The organism is Filifactor sp., from assembly GCF_057248345.1.
In genome coordinates this window covers 50,707-72,751 of record NZ_DBHIIC010000002.1, presented here as the reverse complement: position 1 = coordinate 72,751, position 22,045 = coordinate 50,707, and the positions used below count along the sequence as shown (strand labels likewise).

Genomic DNA, 22,045 nt, shown 5'->3' with positions numbered 1-22,045 from the left:
ATCATAAAAAAGCACTCATTTTGATGTAATATGCAAAATGAGTGCTTTTGTTTATGCTTCATTAAAGTGTTTTGAATCATCCTCTTCTTCAGAATCAATTCCGGCAATTGCTTTTCGATAATAGTTGAAGATATGTTTTTGAGCATTTGCTTCAAAGTAACTCTGTAAAGATTCATCATCACTATGAGAAATCAATTTCTGTTTTAAGGCAGTATTATTGAGAAGAACATATAACTTAGCAATAAAATCTCCAAAATCGTCAGGTGAGTACAATAGGCCGTTGAAATCATTTTCAATCAAATCTACATGACCTTTTGTGGCAGCTGCAATGACCGGAATAGAACATTCCAATGCATGAATAACTCCTTTTGGGACACCTTCGATGAGAGAAGGTGAAAGATAAACATCTGTGATAGCATAAAGCTCTGTTGCATCTTCTTTTTCTAAAAAGAGAGTATTTTTGTATATGCCTTCTTTTTCAACCAGTCGTTTCATAGATTGTAATGTAGAGCCTGTGCCGTTAAAAATTACTTTGAAATTTGGAAAATGTTGAATAATCGGTGCGATGTTTTGAATTAAGAATCTATGATTCTTATCCTGTTCGAAGATATTGTCATAAAAAGCTACAATATGATCTTTTGAAAGTTGGTAACGTTCTCTTATCTTATCTTTGTCTATTGCGGACACCTTGTTTTTGATAGGAGAAATCCCCATTCCGTACAACTTGACAATTGTGTCTTGAGAGAATCCGTATTTTTCTGCAATGTTAAAATCTGTAGCATTGGATACAATCAATAAGTCAGTTGTTTTTCCGGCTTTTTTCTGTCTTTCAAAGGATTTTTTTTCGAGAGAGCCTTCAGAACTTTCATAGAAAGGATACTCTGAAGAAAGATGGAACATTTTTGGTCGATCGAATTTTTTGAAAGAAGAACGACCTGCCATTCTTGCTAAATATCCCGGGATATCTTCGTAGGAAATGACAACAGTATAATTTTCTTCTCGATAGAGTCTGTTAATTTGTTTTATCATTTTTTGTTCCTTCAAAAAACCGCCATCGGCAAAAAAATCAAAATCAATCACCTGATCAGCAAAAGGAACATCAATTTCCGTATCTTGTCCTAAAAGATGAACGGTATAATTATTTTTTTTGAAAAACTCCAAATGAGCACTTAGTTGTTTGTGTATATTTGTTATGGATGAACCAACGAACAAAACTTTTTTCATAAGAATCCTCTTTTCTTATCAGAATGACATGAATTTATATTTGAGATATAATCAACTAGAATTATATCATATCTTGATAGTGTTTTCTATAATGCTTTTTATCACTTCGTACCTTGGAAACAGTAAGATATATTGTTTCTCTGTTGAAGTGATATTAAAATGATATAATCGGTCTGCTCTTTGAAATTTAATCTATTTACTTGTAAAAAGTCGAATTGACCGGCTCGTATTTGAATACCCCTATATCATCTGCTTTAATCAACACTACATCGAAGAAGATGTTTCTTTCTAAAGCAAGAAATCATAGAGTTATAATGAATTTAAGATAGGCTAAACAGAATGATACCATACACCCATTAAATAAGAACGATACAAATAAAAATACAGACAAGAAAATGCTTGTTTCTACGAGGTAATTGTGATATAATATGTTGTATTTTAATAGATTGTGTATTCCGCTGGCAGAAATATGGCTAAGAATGCAATAGCTCAAATTATAGGAGGAAGAAAGATCATGGAAATTTTAAAACAAATTGAACAAGAACAATTAAAACAAGACTTGCCTAATTTTGGTCCTGGGGATACTGTAAAAGTTCACTTGAGAGTAAGAGAAGGAAAAAGAGAAAGAATCCAAATTTTTGAAGGATTAGTAATCAAAAGACAAAACAGTGGAGTAAGAGAAACATTTACTGTAAGAAAACTATCTTTCGGAGTTGGAGTTGAAAAAACTTTCCCTGTACATTCTCCGGTTATCGAAAAAATCGAAGTAACTCGTCGTGGTAAAGTTCGTCGTGCAAAAATCAACTATATCCGTAAGAGAGTTGGTAAGGCTGCGAAAGTAAAAGAAAAAAATATGCGATAAGAGATAGCAAAAAAACAGAACGGAAATACCGTTCTGTTTTTTTTTGACCACATTCGTCTGTTAAATACAAAGACTGTATGATAGAATTTTTGGTAAGTAGTTTGATTTCATCTGAAGATGATTGAAAAGAATGGATCTCAATTCCTGTGAAGTAAGAGGAACGATGTATGATGCGTTGTGATATGGTAAGGATAGGATGGTGTTTTGGTATCATACTGTAAAATAGAACCTAGGGTTTGATGGCAGTAACAGAGTTGTATTTATTTCAAATAAGAAAGTTACATAAAATTATAAAATAAATTATAGTAAGTCCGTTTTTTGGTACAGTGAATCGTGTATACTGTCATTATAGGAAAACATAGTCGGAACAATGTTGAGAGATGGGACGATGAGGTTTTGTGAATTGTAAGGAGGATGATTATGAATACGAATAATAAACTTGACGTGTTAGGAAGAGCTTTTGTTTATGGCGAGCTGGATGAACTTGCTGAATTACTTGCAGATGAGTGTAGTTATCGTTCAGATAAACTCAACAAGAAGATTACCTCTTCTGAACAAATCTTACATCATATCCGAATGGAATATGGTGGTGCCATCAATTCCATCCGTAAAAAAACTCCCTATCGATATGAAATCGTTGAGTTGACAAACATCCTTCAACATGGAGTGACGATAGACAATCTTCGTGGAGAGTCTATTTTTGAAGTGTATCAGAATGGTCTTTTGCTCTATCGAAATGATGCAGTAGAACCGGTTGCTGTTGTATTCATAACAAATACCTCTGACGGGAAGATTGCTGAGATTGAGCTGTCGAGAAATGAGGAGTGGTTTAATCTTGTCTTTTATGGCAAAGATTCAAAAAAAGATATTCCATACACTGTTAAAGCTATGAAAAGATGTGATAATGGTTCGTATGAAGTTAAGATGGATTGTAATGAGAAAACTGAGTACCAAAAACTTGATGATTCTGAAGTGTATATTTGGAGACAGTCCGATCAGTTTGTGAAAAGAGGGCTATCCGATAATGGATATAGATTTATGGAGTCTCAAGTGTTTGATGATTGCATCGGTTACAGATGTAATAGAAATGGTCATGCGTATACAATATATATGTTTGCATACGGAAAAGAAAAAAAGCTATCCTTGGACGGGGAGTATTGTAAGAAACTGACGGATTATCCTCTATCTGAACAAAGTACGGTGCTTGTCATATATTTAAATGTGAAGCGTTGGAACTCTAATCAAGAGACGAAATACCTTATGTCTGATTGCTACGGAAATGGGGGAGAACCTCCCGAAGTTTGGCGTGTAAAAAAAGTAGAAGGAAAATGGATTCTTGAACATTATCGTCATGAAGAAATGTATCATGCCATGGATAAACTGATGTATGCATTTAATCGAGAGTGCATGGATGGATATGATTGTGTCATCAGTGATGATTATCCGATATCTATCGATGTGAATTTTCCAATTCGTTTTATGACGGATGACTTCTATCAGAATATGCTTCAGATTCATCAAGAGTATGGTGATATGAAAATCGGTTATGTTTGTTTTAATGATACTATTTACATCGCAGTTTTGTATGTTGACGGTTTCGGATATTTTAATTTTACCTTGGATTATAGAACAAATAAGATTGTTGGAATGTCTGTAGAAGACTTTGATGAATCTAACTACAAAGAGTTCATAAAATCAGAAGAGCGTGAAAACGAAAACCGATACAGTAATATTCCTACAGCCATCAATGTGTCTGTTTTGAGTCCGGTTCATACAGAACGATTTGCTTTCAAAATTTCTTTTGATAACGGGGAATGTAGAAAATATATTCTTCCAATAGATAGAGAAGTGGAGTTGGATGATACTGTTTCTTACAAGGGATATGATTTTACAGATGAGATTTGGAATTCTGCAAGGATGGTAGAAAGTTCAGATTCTCATCGTGGAACGGCTATTGCATTCAGCAATGAATTTCGTATATCTGTTCTAAAATGCTATGAAGAAGGAGAGCTATACTCTGAGCCGGAAATATGCAATGATGTTATTCTTGAGGATGATGAAAAGAAAATAATTCGACTTTGGAAATGGAATGTGAACGATATCTATAAGGATGGAGAAACCGGATTAGTCAGAGCACTACTGACAGGAGATTCGTTTACTCATGGAGGAATATCGACTCTTGCAACCTGTGAAGGGAAACGCATCTGCTCTATCAATTTTAATTATTTGGAGAGCTTTCATGAAGGATTTTCATTGGTTGGCAAAAGAGGTTACGGATATGGTTTCGTCGATAAAGATATGAACTTCATCACTTCTATGATATATGATGATGCAGAGAAGATTGAGGACGGTAAATTTGAAGTGTGGCGTGAAAAAAAATGCTTTTTTGTGGATGGAAGTGGAAAAGAAATTCCTGCCATTCCCGAAAACGCTAACTTAAAGTATCAATATGTCGGCCAATTCCGTGAAGGAATGTGCAAAGTCTCTACCTTGGAACCTGACTTTATGGATCTTGCCTATCATTCTGATGATTCTGACATTGCGGGGATTTGGGGTTTTGTAAATGAAGATGGTGTTGAAGTGATAGCGCCTCAGTATATTTACGCAGACGACTTTCGAGGAGATATTGCCATCGTATGTAAAGGTAAATGGACAATTGATAAAAAGTGGGATAATGAGCATAATTCAGGTAAGTATTGGACGGACGAGGAATTATGGGGTGGTATAGATAAGGAAGGAAATGTTGCGATTCCGTTCATCTTTTATGAGATAAAACGATTTTGGGATATAGACGGTACATCCAGAGATGATGTTTTTGTAGCATACTATGTCAATAACTGGGAAGAGGGCAACTGGGGTATTATAGATAATCGAGGAAACTGGATTACAGATCACACTTTTGAATATATTAACAATACTGAATTCTATGGTGATATGTTTGTGTTCTGTAAAGAAGATGAAGAAACCGGTAATGACCTTTATGGAATCTACGATATGAAACAAAATAAGGTGATATTTAAGCCGAAATTCCAATATGCAAGTTTTGATGAAGACGGATGGATTCATGTTCGAGAGTTTGATGAGGAACTCGGGTACGAAGTTGAGAGAATCATCGACCGTGAGGGTAATGAAAAATTTCATTCCATCTACACATCTATTAGAAGGTATGGAGAGTTGCATGAAGTTGAAATTAGAGATATGTGTAGCGAGCTGTACAAGGTTACGATTAGAGATGAGAATGGGGAACGCAATGGATTGATTGATGGGGATGGAACTGTCATCCTGCCTTGTGAGAATAAGATTGTCTTTCATGAGATTGATTGTGAAAGAAAATTGTTTGTTTTTGAAGATGGGGACAAACAAGGGATGAAAGACTTTGACGGGAATGTGATTGTAGACCCGATTTATGATACAATCTGTAGAGTTAAAAACCCTTTGATTACTGTTCGAATCGGTAAGAAAAACTATCATGGAAGGAGTAATTGTAAGGAAGGCTTAATGTCAAAAGACGGAACGTTGGTTCTACCTGTGGAATATGAAGATATTTGTTGTTATCAAGATAATTATATTACTGCTTGTAGAGATGGGTATTGTGAAATGCTCTATTATATCGAGAAATAATCTTCAGAAGGATAAGAAATTTTTTAGGTGTAGAGTTTGTGATATGGTAATCATAAACGAATCTTCGTACTGTTTAGAACAGAAAAATTAAGAATAACTGCTCTAAACAGTATGGAGGTGTGATAAATTGGAAATGTAGCAAATGGAAGAAGTAAGAAATAGAACATGATACTTTTGATGGAGGAGTTTGAAATGGTGAAGATATGTCCTAAATGTAACTCGAAAAATACGATTCCTATTATATATACATGGCCTTCTGTAACTCATGGTGAGGAGGAAAAAAAAGGAAATCTCATCCTTGGTGGTTGTTTGGTATCAACAAGTGAGGCAGGTGGAGAGATAGACCGTCATTGTAAAGACTGTGGGTATGAATGGGCGACAACAGATTTGATGAAGAGGAGATAGGAAAGTTCGCATTGGATATTGTTACCCATTGATATTCTATATACTAATTTTAATTATGAATAACAATGGATGTTTGAGATTTTTAAGGATGAAACCGGTCGTAGCTTAAAGGAAATAGAAAATCGTGAAATGGAGTAGGATGTCTGAAAAGGGAATAATTGTAAGAGAGAAGAGGATGAAAACAAAAATGTAAAATTTATGATTCAGACAAGCTGAGTATATCGTTATATAGTAGTTTGAATACAAACTATGTGTAAGTATTCATCAAGCAAGATAACAGAGGAAAAATTTAAAGAGCCATTTCATCAAAAAAGGAGAAAATACCTATGATAAAAATACTTTTCGTCTGCCATGGCAATATTTGTCGTTCGCCCATGGCAGAGTTTCTATTCAAAAAAATGATTAGTGATGCGGGAATAGATAATCAATTCATAGTAGAATCTGCTGCGACAAGTTCGGAAGAAATTTGGAACGGAATTGGAAATCCTGTCTATCCTCCTGCGAAGAGAAAGTTAAAGGAGCACGGTGTGGAATGTGACGGCAAGCGGGCACGTCAAATTACCAAAGACGACTATTCAAACTATGACTTGTTAATTGGGATGGATGAGCGCAATATTCAGAATATGTTGCGTCTGTTCGGCAAGGATAACGAAAAAAAGATACATCTGTTATTAGAGTATGCGGGAGAGGAAAAAAGTATCTCTGATCCTTGGTACAGCAATGACTTTGATACAGCATATCATGAAATTGAACGTGGATGTAAAGCTTTGTTGGAACAGTTATCGGATAAAAGTTCTACAAAAAATGAAAAGTAAGTAAGTTTGTAGATTTATGTGACAAGATTGTCTTAAAAAGAGTGAGTATAATTTTTAGTTTCAGAGTTCTTGATAAGATAGAGATTGTAAGAATATCGTCTTACAATCCAAAAAGTTATCAGTCAAAACTTTGTATTGTAAGAGGATTCACTATCGAATACAATAAAATTATAATTGATTTCGTTTAGATGAAGGATATGAGCAACAAGATATGGGTACTTGATTTTGATAGAGGGATAAACGATGGAATGAATGTCTGAACAATATGTCTATTTTGCAATTTTTTATATATAATTCAGTAATTTTTAGTCTTAATATTTTTGAGAAGATAGAGATTGTGAGAATATCTACTTTGCAGTCTAAAAAGATATCAATCAAGTTCTTGTGCACTAAGACAAGACATTATTTTATAAAAGATGGATGTAGAGTGTTACTGTTGATTGGAAGAGCGATTTGAGTCATAATATTCAAAGAGGAAGTCATTTGTTTTTTGATATATGAAATGGGTTGATGAACCCGAATCCATGTTTGAAAACAGTTGTTTGTTTCAAACTTTTTTTATATGATTGGCTCGTTCATCATCTTACAGGACATAAATGTCGTATTGTTACTGTTTATTTGAAGAGTGTTTTGTGTAATAATAGTAAAAAAGAAAAGTTGTTCTGTTTTAGAGGGATTATCATAGATAAATCTAATGATAAGGAATAAGGTGATGAAGTGAATCCATACTTGAAAGAATTGATAGTGTTAAAACAAAATTTCAAACTTCATGATGGGGATAAGGCAAGTGTATCAGCCTTATATCAATTTGCCGACAGACTTTTTGGAATTGAAGAGAGAGATGCGAAGGAAGTCTTGGCTGATGTCTATTATCAGCTTGGAATGATGGAGAGTGCGTTTCGAGTTTTTTCGACTATTTTTGATAAGAGTGACAGAAAACAGATTAAAAAATTTGCAACATTACAAGAGTTGAGCACAAATCGTGGAGATCGGTTTGCTTTACCGCGACCTTTGACGGAAATGGAAAAAGCTGAAAGAAAAGAGCTCCTTAGACACTTACCTCATTTTAGATATCATCCCGATCCGCTGGAAACAGGTGCATTTGAAGAGGGAGAGGAAAAAGACTGTCCTTGTTGTGGCAACAAAAATACTGTTTATTTTTCTTCCATGCCATATTATGTGGATAATGTAGAATATCTTTGTCCGACTTGTATTGCAAACGGGGAGGCTGCAAAAAAATTTGACGCTACATTTGTTCAAGCTGCAGAGTGGGAAGGAGAACGAGATACTGAAAAAGATGATGAGCTTTTTTTACGCACACCGGGGTATTTAAGTTGGCAAGGAGAACATTGGCTTTTCTGTTGTGATGACTACTGTGCATATTTGGGGACGGTTGGAACGCGTGAATTAAAAGCGATGGATATTGCAGACGAAGTGTTTGAAGAGTATTATATGCACGATGATATTTTTGAAGATGTGGAAGAATATCTTGTCAAAGACGGTTCTATTTGTGGATACTTATTTCAATGTCTTCATTGTGGGAAATATCGACTTTGGGTAGATGCGGATTAGATGATTCCTTACATGACAGAATCGATTTGTCAGTTTGTACCACAAAACGAGAGAAATTTTATTCTTTTTGGACAAGAAATGGTGGAAGTTAGAGTAAGAAATAGGGTAATTATATTTTTCGGGAGGAGAGATGGTGCGGTAAATGAAAGGTATCATAACAGAAAACAAGGAAGAACATAAGATAGATAAGAAGAGGCAGAAGGAAATTGACATGGTCTCTGAGATGATTCAATTATATTGCAAACGAAAACATAAAAATCTATATCATAATGGGATACTGTGCGATGAATGTCAAGAGTTGATGGATTATTCCATTGCTAGAACAACACGATGTCCGTTTATGGAAAGCAAAACATTTTGTAGTAATTGCAAGGTTCACTGTTATTCACCCAAGATGAGAGAGAAGATACGGGATGTTATGAAATTCAGTGGACCGAGAATGATGTTGGTTCATCCGGTTACTTGTATTTGGCATATCATTACAAGTTCAGCTGAAAAATTAAAAAGAAGATAGAAGAAATCATAGATGTTAGAATCGACAAGAAGAGCGATGTTGATAAAGACTAAATATAAGATAAAAAAGTATCCCCTGTTAAAATAGAGTTGTTCAAACTTTAGTTTCACAGGGGATATTATTTATGACTGTGTCAGATTGGGAAAGTCTTGTTTTTGGTACAAGGTTGTTATAGTGTTAATGTCATCTGCTTGACTTCGGCTAATTCTGATTTGTAGCATAGAATGATGAGAATATCTCCCGGTAGAATAACGGTATTTCCGTTTGGAATGAATTCTTTTACACCTCGTTTGATAGAGACAATCAGAACGTTTTTTGGAAATAAATCTTCTCTTAACGCTTTGTTACATATACTCATATTTGAGGTGATGGATAAAGTGGTTACAACTTTATCCGTTTCGTCTTCTTCTGTATCGGAATCAATTCTGTTTGCAAGAAGTCGTTCCAATAGAGATTCATAAATCGGTTTGGAATTCAAAAATTCTGCTACGAGGTAAGAGATGATTGCAACCAAACAGAAACTTAACATATGAGAAAAGCTTCCGGACATTTCCGTAACGAGCATAATTGACAGAATTGGAGAACGAACGACTGCTGTTAAGATCCCTGCCATTCCCAGCACGATGAAGTTATGGATATAGATAGCATCAAGCAAGTGGACTTGTTGACAGAATGTGGCATAGATGACACCGCTTAGCGCACCGAGTACCAACACCGGCAAAAAGATACCACCTTGTGTAGAGCTTCCGTAACTTAATGAAGTGAACAGTAATTTGAGAATCAACAAGGTAATGAGCATACTCAAAGTGAATGTTGAACCGGTAATTTTTTCAACTAAGGCATGTCCTCCACCCAATACATCGTAACAAGCAAATCCCAATGTGATGGATACCAGGAATGCAATGATAGGTCGATATGGTTTTGGAATCGGTAAGATATTATGAAAATCTTGACCAAGCAACAGTACTTTGTTAAACAAAACACCTACCAATCCTGAAAATATTCCAATTCCTACAATGTGCCAGTAGTGGAACAGCGGAAGAGCCATCGGAATAGAGATGAAGTAAAAAGAGGACTTCAGGCCGAACACATTTTTGGATACATAGTCTGCAACAACAGAGGCGATCAAACAGGGAATCAAAATGAGTGGCGAGAAATTTTTGTGCATTTCTTCCAATGCAAAAATGGTTCCTGAAATAGGTGCATTGAATGCTGCGGCAAGTCCTGCACTTGCGCCGGCAGAAATCATAAACCGTTCTTCGTTAATATCTCTTTTCAAAAATTTGGATAGTAATTTTCCAACAGCTCCTCCGATTTGAATAGAAGGGCCTTCTCGTCCAAGTGACAGTCCGGCAAGGTTTCCAAGTCCTCCACCGATAAATTTGGAAATTAAGATAGCAACCGGATTCATTTTTAGAATGCCGAGCAATTCTCCTTGAATTTGAGGAATACCACTTCCGCTACTGAGAGGACACCATCGAATCAACCATCCGACGATACAAGCAAATAGCGAAAAAGCAACAACCAAAAATAGAATATGTTCAGTAGAGTAGGTAGAAAAAAGCGTTTTTCTGACAGTATCCAGTTCCGACAACATCAAGCGATACAGAACTGAAAAGAATCCTGCTCCCAATCCGACCAAAAATCCATCGATGACAATTCTTCTCTTGAGTGTTTTGTAATTATGCAAAGCAGTTTGTGTTTTGGTAGACACAAAAATCACATCCTTAGTTATTGTAATATGAAAAAATTCTATAAATGTTTTTATTTTTATTGTGTGGGAATATATACTGAGTACAAATTGCAAAAAATAATTAACAACTCATTATGGAACATCAGACGGAGTTGCAACAGTGTATTGTTTTCGTCATATTTTTTGTCAAGCATTTGTTAAAATTGAGCGGATACGATGAGATTCGTACCTATTCAATATCACCAAGGAAATTGCTATTCATGGAATGAATACCGATTTCGTTTAGTTCAGTGATGATATGAATAATTTCCTAATCGAACACACGACAGCTCTATTGAGTTTTTTCGTATCAGACAATAGTTTCTCCATTTGTTGATGATTCTTGACAATGTGGTCTATTTCCTTCAATAGAGATGTAAAAAAGGAAACATTCCTACCCAGTTTAAACAATTAAGAAAAAAATGTAAACTCCGGAAGGATAAAAATAGAAAAATTTTTGAAAAAATATTACTAATTTGTAATATTTTTGTAACAGAGATTACGATTTATTAATGTATAATTGTATTAAAAATAGAATACAGTTTAATTTTTATAAAGGATGTATCAATAAAGATGGATTGTATCAGATTGAGAGGAGATTTGAAACATATGGAACAAAGTAAAGACTTGATTACTACAACCGATGGACCTGCAACACCTGAAACAAAATTCAAACAAAAGAAATCGTGGAAAAATAGAGTGAAGAAGAGATATATCATTCTTGCGTTGCTTGTTTTGGTAGGCGCATTGGGTGCCAAGAGTTTATTAGGGACAAAACAAGCTGCAGATATTCCTGTCAAGATGGGGAATGTGACAACAAGGGATATTGAAGAAACATTGTTGGTGGAAGGGCCTGTTTCCGGTTCGGAGACGGCTGAGGTAACTTCCGTTTTGAACAATAAAATCCTTCAAATCAATGTAAAAGAAGGAGATTATGTCACAAAAGGACAAGTTTTGGCAGTTCTTGACAGTACAGACATCCAAAATGAAATTTCTTTAGCACAACAAAAATTGGAGTTGTCTAAACTTACAACGGATGAAACCGTACGTCAACAACAAACAAACTATGACAATGCAGTAAGTACTATGAATGACGCAAAACGTGTTTTGGATCAAAACAAAAGTTTGTTGGAGGCCGGCGCAATTTCGGAAGATGAATTTATTTTAGCGAAACAAACATACGAAAAGGCAGTGATTGCAGTAAACGGTTTTGATGCAGTAAACGGAAAGGTTGTTCCTACTGAATCACAAAAGAAAAGTATCAGCTTAGATAGAAATACGATTGCTTTGAAACAAAAAGATATTGAAAAAACGCTGATTAAAAGTCCAATTAACGGAACTGTTACCAGAGTAAATGCCAGATTGGGAAGATATGCAGCCGATACGGAAAACAAAGCTGCAATGTTTGTCATTGAAGATTTGGTAAATCTGAATGTAAAAGTTCGTGTGGGTGAACAACAGATTGGAAAGATAAAACTTGGACAACAGGTTATCATATCTTCCAATATTCTTGGAAAGAAAACTTTGTCCGGAGTAGTTGAGAGTATTGCACCGTCAGGAGAAGATAAAGATGCGACCGGTACGAAAAAAGTTATTCCACTTACAATCAAGATTACAGAAAAGAGCGATGTTTTGATTCCGGGAGTGACGGCAAAGTCAAAAATTATCATCGCAAGTAAAAAAGGAACGAAAGCCGTTCCGTCAGAAGCTGTTCATGCAGATTTGGAAGGCAATAATCACTATGTGTACAAAGTGTCGGAAGATAATACGATAAAGAAGGTGCCTGTGCAAATCAATTTACAAGATGTATTCTATACGGAGATTCTATCAGATGATCTGAAAGAAGGCGACAAAGTTGTTTTGAGTAGTGGAGAAGAAGTTTTGCAAGAAGGAAGTAAAGTAAGAGAAGACCAACAATCCACAGATGTATCTTCCCAAGAAACTAAAGAAGGTGAAACAATTGCCGAATAATGACAAAAAAGTTGTAATTAAGGTAGAAAATTTGACGAAAGTATATCGCAACGGAGAAGTTGAAGTTCATGCGCTTCGAGGAATCAACTTGGAGATTTGTAAAGGAGATTTTGTCGCAATTATGGGAACTTCCGGATCCGGTAAATCGACTTTAATGAATATTCTTGGATGTTTGGATAGACCTTCTTCCGGAAACTATTACCTGGAAGGAATTGATGTCAAAGATAAGACAGATGATGAGCTGTCTGAAATACGAAATTTAAACATCGGTTTTGTCTTTCAATCCTTTAACTTAATATCACGTACCAGTGCGCTAAAAAATGTTGAGCTGCCTATGGTATATGCAAAAATAAAGTCATCTTTGCGTGAGGAAAGAGCTATGGAATTACTTGGAAAAGTGGGATTGGCAGATAGATATGCACACATGCCGAATGAATTATCCGGTGGACAAAAACAAAGGGTTGCGATTGCAAGAGCTTTGGCAAACAGACCGTCAATTATCTTTGCTGATGAACCGACGGGAGCGTTGGACAGTAAATCTTCAGTTGAAATTATGGATATCTTTACACAGTTGAATAGAGAAGGAAACACCGTTATTGTCGTTACACACGAACCGGAAATTGCAGCATTTACAAATCGAATTATCACGTTCAGAGACGGACAGGTGGTAGAAGATGTAGATAACCGAAGGACAAAGGAGGAGTAAGATGCTTATTAAAGAAAGTTTTTTGTTAGCATTATCCGCAGTTCGTGTAAATCGGATGCGTTCTTTTTTGACAATGCTCGGTATCGTGATTGGGATTAGCTCCGTTATCGGAATTACAGCTATCGGAGATAGTATCAAGTCAATTATGGGTAAAGAGATAGACAACATCGGAACAAATCAGATTTATATTGCGCTGAGTTGGGATAAACAAGAACATGGAGATAATGAATTCTTCACAATGGATGATTTTCGGGCAGTGGAAGAGAAATTTGGTGATAAGATTGTATATATGGTTCCCGGGAATGCCAATAAGGAAATAGAACGAGAATTTGGGAATAAAAAATATACGATTGCTCTGACAGGAGCAAGAGGAGGATTATTGGAACAGAGATCCAATATTACCATAGTATCAGGTAGGATGATTACGGAAGAGGATGTCGAACAAGAAAATAATGTCATTGTCATTGACAAGAAATTGGCTCAGGAAGTTGCAGGCGGAGTGGATGTTATCGGTCAAAAATTGGAAATTGATTTCGGTGACAGCGTAAAAGAACTTACCGTAGTAGGAGTGGTGGAAGAAACAGTTTCGGCATTTGCTCAACAGATTGGGATTTCTGATAAGAATAAAATAACTTGTTATGTTCCATATACTCTGTTTGATGTAGAGTCGGAGGGGATGGGGTATATCGGTTTTTATCACCGTAAAGATATGTCAATTTCACAGGAGGAACTTGCGAAAGAAGTAGAGAACTTTTTGGTTGCAACGAAGGGAGTACCGAAAGATTCTTATCGTCAGGAATCTGTAGAAAAACAAGCTTCCCAAATCAACGGAATATTGGGTTTGATATCACTTGGAATCGGAGTCATTGCATCCATCTCTCTGATTGTCGGAGGAATCGGGATTATGAACATTATGCTCGTGTCCGTCACAGAGCGAACTAGAGAAATCGGTATCAGAAAAGCATTAGGTGCTAAGACAAAAAATATCCTATTTCAATTTCTGATTGAGTCCAGTATCTTGTCATTGATTGGCGGGCTGATTGGAATTGTTTTAGGACTTGGAATCGGAAAGTTGGGAGCAATTTTAGCAAAAGTGGATCTAAAAATTAACATTCCGGTCATTATTGGAGCTGTTATCTTTTCATCACTTGTCGGAATGTTCTTTGGACTGTATCCTGCAAAAAGAGCTGCAAAATTGGATCCGATTGAAGCATTGAGATATGAATAGCAGGATTGTTTTGAGCAACTTTAGAGAAGACAAGGAGAACAAGAGAGAACGCTTCAATTGTTCAACTTGTCTTTTGCATTATGTGTGGATGATTGGGAAAGTATTTAAAAAATTTTTGGAAAATGATACCAATTTGTAATCAAGTTGAAACGATAGTTTGTTATACTGAATAAATAAGAAAGAAAAAAGACAAGAGTTTGAAACCGTTTGATAGATGAAAACCAAGATGTTTAGAAATGAAATGATAAAGGATAATAGTTATAGAATGATTCTATTCCCAAAGGTAAGGAGGAGAGAAAATGAAGAAAATAACAGCATTAGGATGCTCGTTGTTATTATCGTTAAGTTTGGTACAACCGATATTTGGTCAAAATGTTTCAGGGAAAATTGGAAAGCCTACACAAATGTCCATCATAACAGTAAGAGAACAGTCAAGAAAATATATTTTCGGACAGGAACATTACAATTATAAAGAAGAGGAACTGAAAAGAATGATAAACGACTATCAGGACAGATATGGGAAGAGATATGTAATGACAGATGAGGAAGGAAACGAGGTTGTAAAGTATTTTTATAATGAGGATGTTTCGTACGATCCTGTCAATGCAAATAAAGATTTTTTAGAATTGTTAAATGAAATGAAGGATAGAAATGAAAAAATGGCAACCAACTCTTTTTTACAGTTGTTGCAACAACAAAACAAAGTGTTTCTTGCTAAAAATCAGGTAGAGTATCAGAGAGTACGATTGGAAGGACAAAAGCGTTCTTATCAGTTAGGTAAAAAAACAAAGGTAGACTTACAAAAGGAACAGTCGCTTTTAAGGGAATACCAATTACAGTTAAAGAAAGAAGAATTGCTATTACAACAACGATATGAAGACTTGAATCGATTGTTGGGGTATCCGTCTTCTTGGAGATATGAGTTAAATCAAGCAGAAGTTGTTCGACGAGTGGGAGAGGGAAAAAACTCCATTGCAGTTCCTTTTCATTTAACATCCAAAGAATTGTCAGAGTTAAAACAGTTAAAAGATCAAAAAGAAGAGCTTGAAAAGAAGAGAAAAGCACAGGAACAACTGAAAGACAGTTGGAAAACCGAAGATGAAAAAGACAAAATTCGCGAAAAAATCAATCTTGTTGAGAAGGAAGAAAACTATCAAGACGCAGAAGATAAGCTCGTTTTGCAATTGAAGAAGACTTACTTGGGAAATATTCAACAGTTCACAGACTTATCAACCAAACAACAAGAGTTGGAACAGGAGAAAAAAGCTTACTCCAATTTACAGTTAAAGAGAAAATTGGGCAAAATAAGCAAGAGTGATTTCTTGTACTTTGAAAAAGAGTATTATACGAAAGAAAAGGAATATTTAGATGCTGTGATTTCAATGTATCAGAGTATCGATGGTTATGAAAAACTATATGATAAGAGGTAGGAGGAATGTGTTATGAAAAAAATCATAAGTATTGGATTGGCTTTGGTTATTATGGTGGGAACAACATCATTATCATTTGCAGAAAAGAAAGTCAGTATTCAAATTGACGGGAAACCGATGAAAAACGGAGCAGGTGCAATCATTATGAAAAATCGTACCATGGTACCGTTTCGTGCAGTATTTGAAGAACTTGGTGCTGACATGATACAATGGGATAAAGAAACCAAGACAGTCACAGGAGTAAAGGGAGATACCACAATTATTTTGTCAATCGGAAACAATGTATGTTTTGTCAACGGAGAACCTCAGACAGTCGAAGTTCCACCCGTTATCTTGAATTCCAGCACATTGATACCGCTCTCTTTTGTCTCTGAAAAATTGGGATATCATGTCGGATGGCAAGCAAATACAAAGACAGTAAAAATAATGTCTGATGAGTATTACTTGTCTGTTGGAAACAAAGAAATGGACAGTTTGAATAACGCTTCTTCCAATAAAAATCAACCGAAACCCGTCAAACCGACACCACAACCAATACCAAATGTGAAACCTCAGGACAGTCCAACAGAACAAACGGGACAGTTTGCAAACGAGTTAAAAGGTGCTTTTGCAATGCAAAATCTAAGTAAAATGAAATTTGTTGCAAAATTACAAAGTAACGGAACTCTTGAAATCATAAATTTATCCTCAAAAAAACCTGTTTCCGGAAAGTATCAGGTAAAGGGAAGTCAAATTACCTTTTCATCAGATATTTTGAATGGTGTATTTTCGATTGAAAAAATCAACGGTAATCGTACCTACTATATGCTGAAATCTTCCAACGGTTCTGCAGTTGCCATCACATCCATTTCTGAGGAACAATACAGCTCTGCGTTGAAATAACAAACGAAAGAAGGAGATGAATCCATAAAGATATCATAAAAAACTGTTTTTTGAAAAAATTTAGAAAAATTCTTTTTTAAAAAATCTTGTGTTTCCAACAAACACAAGATTTTTTTATGAAATTCCCTATAAATCCCCTTGAAATTAAAGCGAAAAATGCTTATTATAATAGTGGTATGTAAAATGGATATAAAGATGAATCATGCACAAATTTTTAAGAATTGTTTAACAAATTAAAGGGAGGCAACAAAAAATGATTAGATTTTCAATGATTGGTGCGGCAAGTAATGCCGGCGGTGAAATGTTAAGATTGATGATAAATCACCCTGAAACAGAATTAGCTTATGTGGCGGACGGATTCTCTTCAGGATTACACATCACAGAAGTACACCCTGCATTACAAGGATACTATGATACAGTATTATTATCAGATAGCGACGAAGATGTAGAAACAATTTTGAACGGAACAGATGTACTTTTCTTAGCAGTAGATCCTGGAAAAGTATTCCCAATTGCTGAAAAAGCTTTAGCAAAAGGCGTAAAAGTAATTGACTTCGGAGCTGATATTCGTTTCAGAGACTCTAAAGTTTGGGAACAATGGTACAATGTAAAATGTGATTATCCACAAATGTGTAGAGATGCTGTATACTCTATTCCGGAGATTTGGAGAGATCAAATTAAAGGAAAGAGCTTGATTTCTAACCCTGGATGTTACCCAACTGCATCTGCATTAGGATTGTATCCATTTGTTCATAATAACTTAATCGAAAAAGATACTATCATCGTTGAAGCAATCAGTGGAACAACAGGAGCAGGAAGAAGACCTGACTTTGCTAAACTTCACATGGTGCAAGATGGAAACTTCAAAGCTTACGGAGTTGCAGGACACAGACATACTCCAGAAATCGAACAAAGTATCGAAATGATTGGTGGAGAACCATCTAAAATTATCTTTACACCTCACTTAGCTCCAATGCCAAGAGGAATTCATGTTACAATTTACGGAAACTTGAAAAGACCTATGACAAATGATGAAATTTATGAACTATACTTGAAATACTATAAAGATGAACCATTTGTATTCCCTCACAAAGCAGGAGATTGGCCAAATACAAAATGGACAGTAGCTACTAACCACTGCCACCTTGCAGCAGCTTATGAACCAAGAACACAAAGAATCATCATCTGCTCTGTAATCGATAACATCGGTAAAGGTGCTGCAGGACAAGCTATCCAAAATATGAACATTATCTTCGGATTAGAAGAAACAACAGGATTAAAACTTGCTCCAACATTCCCATAAGAAATAGGAATTTGGATTAAGAAATAACAGTTGATTAAAAATTGTATATTGAAGGAGGAATATGTATGAATAATACATATCGTTTTGTCGATGGAGGAATCACAGCACCAAAAGGTTTCCAAGCTGGTGCAAAAGCATGTGATGTTAAAGGAAATAATTCCGGTAAACTAGATATGGCTATTTTATTCTCAGAAGTAGATGCTGTAGCAGCAGGTGTATTTACAACAAATAAATTCGCTGCTCCACCGGTACTTTACTGTAGAGAAGTATTAAAAAATGGAAAAATTCGTGCAGTTGTTGTAAACAGTGGAAACGCTAACGCTGCAACAGGAAAAAAAGGTTTAGAAGATGTAAAAGCTTTAGCTGAATGCGCTGCTAAAGAATTGAATCTTAAATCTGAAGAAGTATTTGTATGCTCTACAGGAGTTATCGGAGTACACCTTCCATTAGAAAGAATGTTAGAAGGAGTAAAAGCGATTGTTCCAACATTGAGTAAAGACAACGGACACATTGCTGAACAAGCAATCATGACAACAGATACAGTTCCAAAAGAAATTTCTTTTGAATTGGAATTATCCGGTGGAACAGTTACAATCGGAGCTATGGCAAAAGGATCTGGAATGATTCATCCAAACATGGCAACAATGTTGGGATATTTAACAACAGATGCTGTTATCGCTCAAGCAGATTTACAAGATATGTTAACAAGAGCAGTAGACAAGAGCTACAATATGTTAACAGTTGACGGAGACACAAGTACAAACGATAGCTTCGTAGTTATGGCTAACGGACAATCAGGTGTTGAAGTAAAATCAGAAGAAGACAAGAAAAAATTCTATGAAGCAGTTGAATATGTAAACATGGAAATGGCTAAAAAGATTGCTGCTGACGGTGAAGGAGCTTCTCACTTAGTAGTAGTAGAAGCACAAAATCTTCCAACAGAACACGATGCAAGATTAGTAGCTCGTGCTGTAGCAGGATCAAGCTTGTTCAAATGCGCTATCTTCGGAAAAGACGCTAACTGGGGACGTGTAATTTCTGCTGCAGGTTATTCAGGAGCTGAATTCGCAACAGATAAAATTGACGTTAAATTAGCAAGTAATGCAGGAGAAATTACAGTAATGCAAGCTGGTGCTGGACTTTCTTTTGACGAAGATACAGCAGCTAAAGTATTGAACGAAAAAGATATCACAGTATATCTTGACTTCCATGATGGAGATCATAATGCAACAGCATTTGGTTGCGACTTAACATACGATTATGTAAAAATCAATGGAGATTACCGTAGCTAATCACTATTCGGGAGGAAATTATGGCAAACGTACAAGAAAAAATCGCCGTTTTAATGGAGGCTATGCCTTATATTAAACAATATCAAGGTAAAGTTGTAGTAGTAAAATTTGGCGGAAACGCAATGATTAATGAAGAAGTTAAACGTGCTGTATTAGAAGATGTTGTTTTAATGCAAGCATTAGGAATGAAACCGGTTATTTCTCACGGTGGTGGACCTGCAATCAATGAATTACTTGAAAAATTGCAAATTCAAAGTGAATTTATCAATGGACTTCGTGTAACAAGCAAAGATGTTATTGAAGTAGTTGAAATGGTATTAGCCGGAAAAGTAAATGGAGAATTAGTACAAAAAGTAACTGCAGCAGGTGGTCAAGCAGTTGGAGTTTCAGGTGTAAGTGCCGGAATCTACCACTGTGAAAAAAGACAATCTGATGTAGATTACGGATTTGTTGGAGATGTTGTGTCTGTAAACCCTGCAGCTGTAGAAGCGTTGATTGACAAAGGATTTATTCCAATTGTTTCACCAATCGGTTCTGACGGACAAGGAAACTCTTATAACATCAATGGAGATACAGCAGCCGGAGAACTTGCTGCTGCATTGAAAGCAGAAAAACTAATCATCCTTACAGATATCGAAGGACTTTGCAACGATATCAAAATCAAAGATGTTATCAATTACTTGAACGTAAAAGATGTAGCACCTTTGAAAGAAAAAGGAACTATCGCAGGAGGAATGATTCCAAAAGTTGACTCTTGTGTAAGCGCTATTGAAAAAGGTGTTAGAAGTGTTCATATTATGGACGGAAGACAACAACATAGCGTATTGTTCGAAGCATTCGTAAAAGACGGATACGGAACAGTTGTAGGAACAGAATGCGAAAGCGTTGGAATTAAGTGGTAGTAATCCAAATTCAATTTTGGGTATCATTGTATCGGCAGTTCTGTTTATAGGACTGCCGGATACAACTTTTTATAAATGATTGATTGAAATGGAAAAAAGGAGGATTTACAATGAACGAAAAATTCACATCAAATGCAGCCATTGCTGAAGCTGGAAAAAAATATTTAATGGACACATACGGACAATATCCAGTAGGAATGGTTAGAGGAGAAGGAAGCTATATTTGGGATGCTGACGGCAAAAAATACATTGACTTATTGCAAGGTGTTGCTGTTAACGCATTGGGACACTGCTATCCATCTGTTATGGAAGCTACAGTTGAAGCAGCTAAAACATTAACACAATGTGCGAACTACTTCTTCATCGAACCGGGTGTTCGTCTTGCTAAAATCATCGTTGAAAACAGTGATTTTGACAAAGTATTCTTCGGAAACAGTGGAGCTGAAGTAAACGAAGGAGCAATGAAATTAGCTCGTAAATACCAAAAAATGCAAGGACATCCTGAAAAATACACAATCGTAAGTTTGAGACAATCTTTCCACGGAAGAACATTAGCTACACTTACAGCAACAGGACAAGATAAATCTCACGCAGGATTCGATCCATTGCCAGCAGGATTTGGATATGCAATTATGAATGATATCCAAAGCGTTAAAAACGTTATTGATGCAAACACAGCAGGTATTATCTTAGAACCTGTTCAAGGTGAAGGTGGAGTTATCCCTGCAACAAAAGAATTCCTTCAAGAATTACGTGCACTTTGTGACGAAAAAGACATCGTATTGATCTTTGACGAAGTACAATCAGGATGCGGAAGAACAGGACATCTATTTGCATACCAAGGATACGGAGTAGTTCCTGATGTTATTACATTGGCAAAAGCGTTAGGAAACGGTATTCCAATCGGAGCATTTGCTGCAAGAGGAAAATTTGCTGACGTTCTTCAACCAGGAAACCACGGAACAACATACGGTGGTAACCCAATCGCTACAAATACAGCAGCAGCTGCATTAACAGCAATCATCGAAAACAAATTGCCTGAAAGAGCTCAAGAAATGGGAGCATATTTGCAAGACGAATTAAGAAAACTAGCTAAAAAACACCCGGTAATCAAAGAAGTTCGTGGTAAAGGTTTAATCGTTGGAGCAGTAGTAGATGTTCCTGATGCACACGTGTTCACAAACCCATGCTTTGAAAAAGGCTTGATTTTAAACTGTACAGCTGGAAACGTATTGAGATTTGTTCCTGCATTGAACATTCCAAAAGAAACTTTGGACGAAGCATTAAAAATCTTAGACGAAGTAATGACAGAACAAGGATTCTAAGAATTTCATGATTCATTATTAACTATAAACAAAAACCTACCTTTAATAAAATTATAGTTTACTATGGTTTTGATCTAAAATATATAAAGCTAAAAAAGACAAGGCGTCATCTAATGGTATAGATGACGCCTTGTTTTATTACATAAATGGATTATCTATCAAAATAATGATAGAAATATCTAAGAATTATGATATAATATAAAAAGTCGATTTATTCAAACAAACTTTTTGAACGGATTATGTAGTAACGAAAAAGAACTT

Annotated in this window: 17 protein-coding genes; 15 read left to right on the top strand and 2 right to left on the bottom strand. The window is 35.7% G+C overall.

What is annotated here, in order from left to right; translation table 11 throughout:
• Positions 1-51: 51 nt before the first annotated feature.
• On the bottom strand, positions 52-1,224 hold the full coding sequence (locus tag ACO5GE_RS00785; RefSeq protein WP_484829014.1) for a glycosyltransferase: 1,173 nt from the start codon (positions 1,222-1,224) through the stop codon (positions 52-54).
• 514 nt (positions 1,225-1,738) lie between these two features.
• Here ACO5GE_RS00785 and rplS point away from each other — a divergent pair.
• From rplS to ACO5GE_RS00755, 6 genes are all read left to right on the top strand, one after another.
• On the top strand, positions 1,739-2,086 hold the full coding sequence (gene rplS, locus ACO5GE_RS00780; RefSeq protein ID WP_484829013.1) for a 50S ribosomal protein L19: 348 nt from the start codon (positions 1,739-1,741) through the stop codon (positions 2,084-2,086).
• 420 nt (positions 2,087-2,506) lie between these two features.
• The gene (locus ACO5GE_RS00775) at positions 2,507-5,707 is read left to right on the top strand and encodes a WG repeat-containing protein (RefSeq protein WP_484829012.1); all 3,201 of its coding nucleotides are present in this window, start codon (positions 2,507-2,509) and stop codon (positions 5,705-5,707) included.
• Between the two features lie 192 nt (positions 5,708-5,899).
• A complete protein-coding gene (locus tag ACO5GE_RS00770) occupies positions 5,900-6,112 on the top strand; it encodes a hypothetical protein (protein ID WP_484829011.1) in 213 nt (70 codons plus the stop codon).
• 326 nt (positions 6,113-6,438) lie between these two features.
• Complete coding sequence (locus ACO5GE_RS00765; RefSeq protein ID WP_484829010.1) at positions 6,439-6,927, top strand: low molecular weight protein-tyrosine-phosphatase; 489 nt, start codon at positions 6,439-6,441, stop codon at positions 6,925-6,927.
• 717 nt (positions 6,928-7,644) lie between these two features.
• On the top strand, positions 7,645-8,499 hold the full coding sequence (locus ACO5GE_RS00760) for a CbrC family protein (protein ID WP_484829009.1): 855 nt from the start codon (positions 7,645-7,647) through the stop codon (positions 8,497-8,499).
• 142 nt (positions 8,500-8,641) lie between these two features.
• Positions 8,642-9,013 (top strand): nitrous oxide-stimulated promoter family protein, encoded by a 372-nt coding sequence (locus tag ACO5GE_RS00755; RefSeq protein ID WP_484829008.1) that lies wholly within the window; start codon positions 8,642-8,644, stop codon positions 9,011-9,013.
• A 169-nt stretch (positions 9,014-9,182) separates the two neighbouring features.
• On the opposite strand, the gene ACO5GE_RS00750 is transcribed toward ACO5GE_RS00755, so the two are convergent.
• Positions 9,183-10,727, bottom strand: a complete 1,545-nt coding sequence (locus ACO5GE_RS00750; protein WP_484829007.1) for a ClC family H(+)/Cl(-) exchange transporter — start codon at positions 10,725-10,727, stop codon at positions 9,183-9,185.
• Between the two features lie 591 nt (positions 10,728-11,318).
• Here ACO5GE_RS00750 and ACO5GE_RS00745 point away from each other — a divergent pair.
• The 9 genes from ACO5GE_RS00745 (at position 11,319) to ACO5GE_RS00705 (ending at position 21,784) form a co-directional block, all read left to right on the top strand.
• Entirely contained in the window at positions 11,319-12,716 is a 1,398-nt protein-coding gene (locus ACO5GE_RS00745; protein ID WP_484829006.1) for an efflux RND transporter periplasmic adaptor subunit, read from the top strand.
• On the top strand, positions 12,670-13,422 hold the full coding sequence (locus ACO5GE_RS00740) for an ABC transporter ATP-binding protein (RefSeq protein ID WP_484829005.1): 753 nt from the start codon (positions 12,670-12,672) through the stop codon (positions 13,420-13,422). Before ACO5GE_RS00745 ends, ACO5GE_RS00740 begins: the two co-directional genes overlap by 47 nt.
• 1 nt (position 13,423) lies before the next feature.
• On the top strand, positions 13,424-14,650 hold the full coding sequence (locus tag ACO5GE_RS00735) for an ABC transporter permease (RefSeq protein WP_484829004.1): 1,227 nt from the start codon (positions 13,424-13,426) through the stop codon (positions 14,648-14,650).
• 299 nt (positions 14,651-14,949) lie between these two features.
• Positions 14,950-16,080 carry a TolC family protein gene (locus ACO5GE_RS00730; protein ID WP_484829003.1) on the top strand — a complete coding sequence of 377 codons (1,131 nt, stop codon included), beginning with the start codon at positions 14,950-14,952 and terminating at the stop codon, positions 16,078-16,080.
• Positions 16,081-16,092: 12 nt separating this feature from the next.
• A complete protein-coding gene (locus ACO5GE_RS00725; protein WP_484829002.1) occupies positions 16,093-16,962 on the top strand; it encodes a copper amine oxidase N-terminal domain-containing protein in 870 nt (289 codons plus the stop codon).
• 253 nt (positions 16,963-17,215) lie between these two features.
• The gene (gene argC / locus ACO5GE_RS00720) at positions 17,216-18,265 is read left to right on the top strand and encodes an N-acetyl-gamma-glutamyl-phosphate reductase (protein WP_484829001.1); all 1,050 of its coding nucleotides are present in this window, start codon (positions 17,216-17,218) and stop codon (positions 18,263-18,265) included.
• Positions 18,266-18,330: 65 nt separating this feature from the next.
• A complete protein-coding gene (gene argJ, locus ACO5GE_RS00715; protein ID WP_484829000.1) occupies positions 18,331-19,557 on the top strand; it encodes a bifunctional glutamate N-acetyltransferase/amino-acid acetyltransferase ArgJ in 1,227 nt (408 codons plus the stop codon).
• 20 nt (positions 19,558-19,577) lie between these two features.
• Positions 19,578-20,459 (top strand): acetylglutamate kinase, encoded by an 882-nt coding sequence (argB, locus tag ACO5GE_RS00710; RefSeq protein ID WP_484828999.1) that lies wholly within the window; start codon positions 19,578-19,580, stop codon positions 20,457-20,459.
• Between the two features lie 110 nt (positions 20,460-20,569).
• A complete protein-coding gene (locus ACO5GE_RS00705) occupies positions 20,570-21,784 on the top strand; it encodes an acetylornithine/succinylornithine family transaminase (RefSeq protein ID WP_484828998.1) in 1,215 nt (404 codons plus the stop codon).
• Positions 21,785-22,045: the final 261 nt, after the last annotated feature.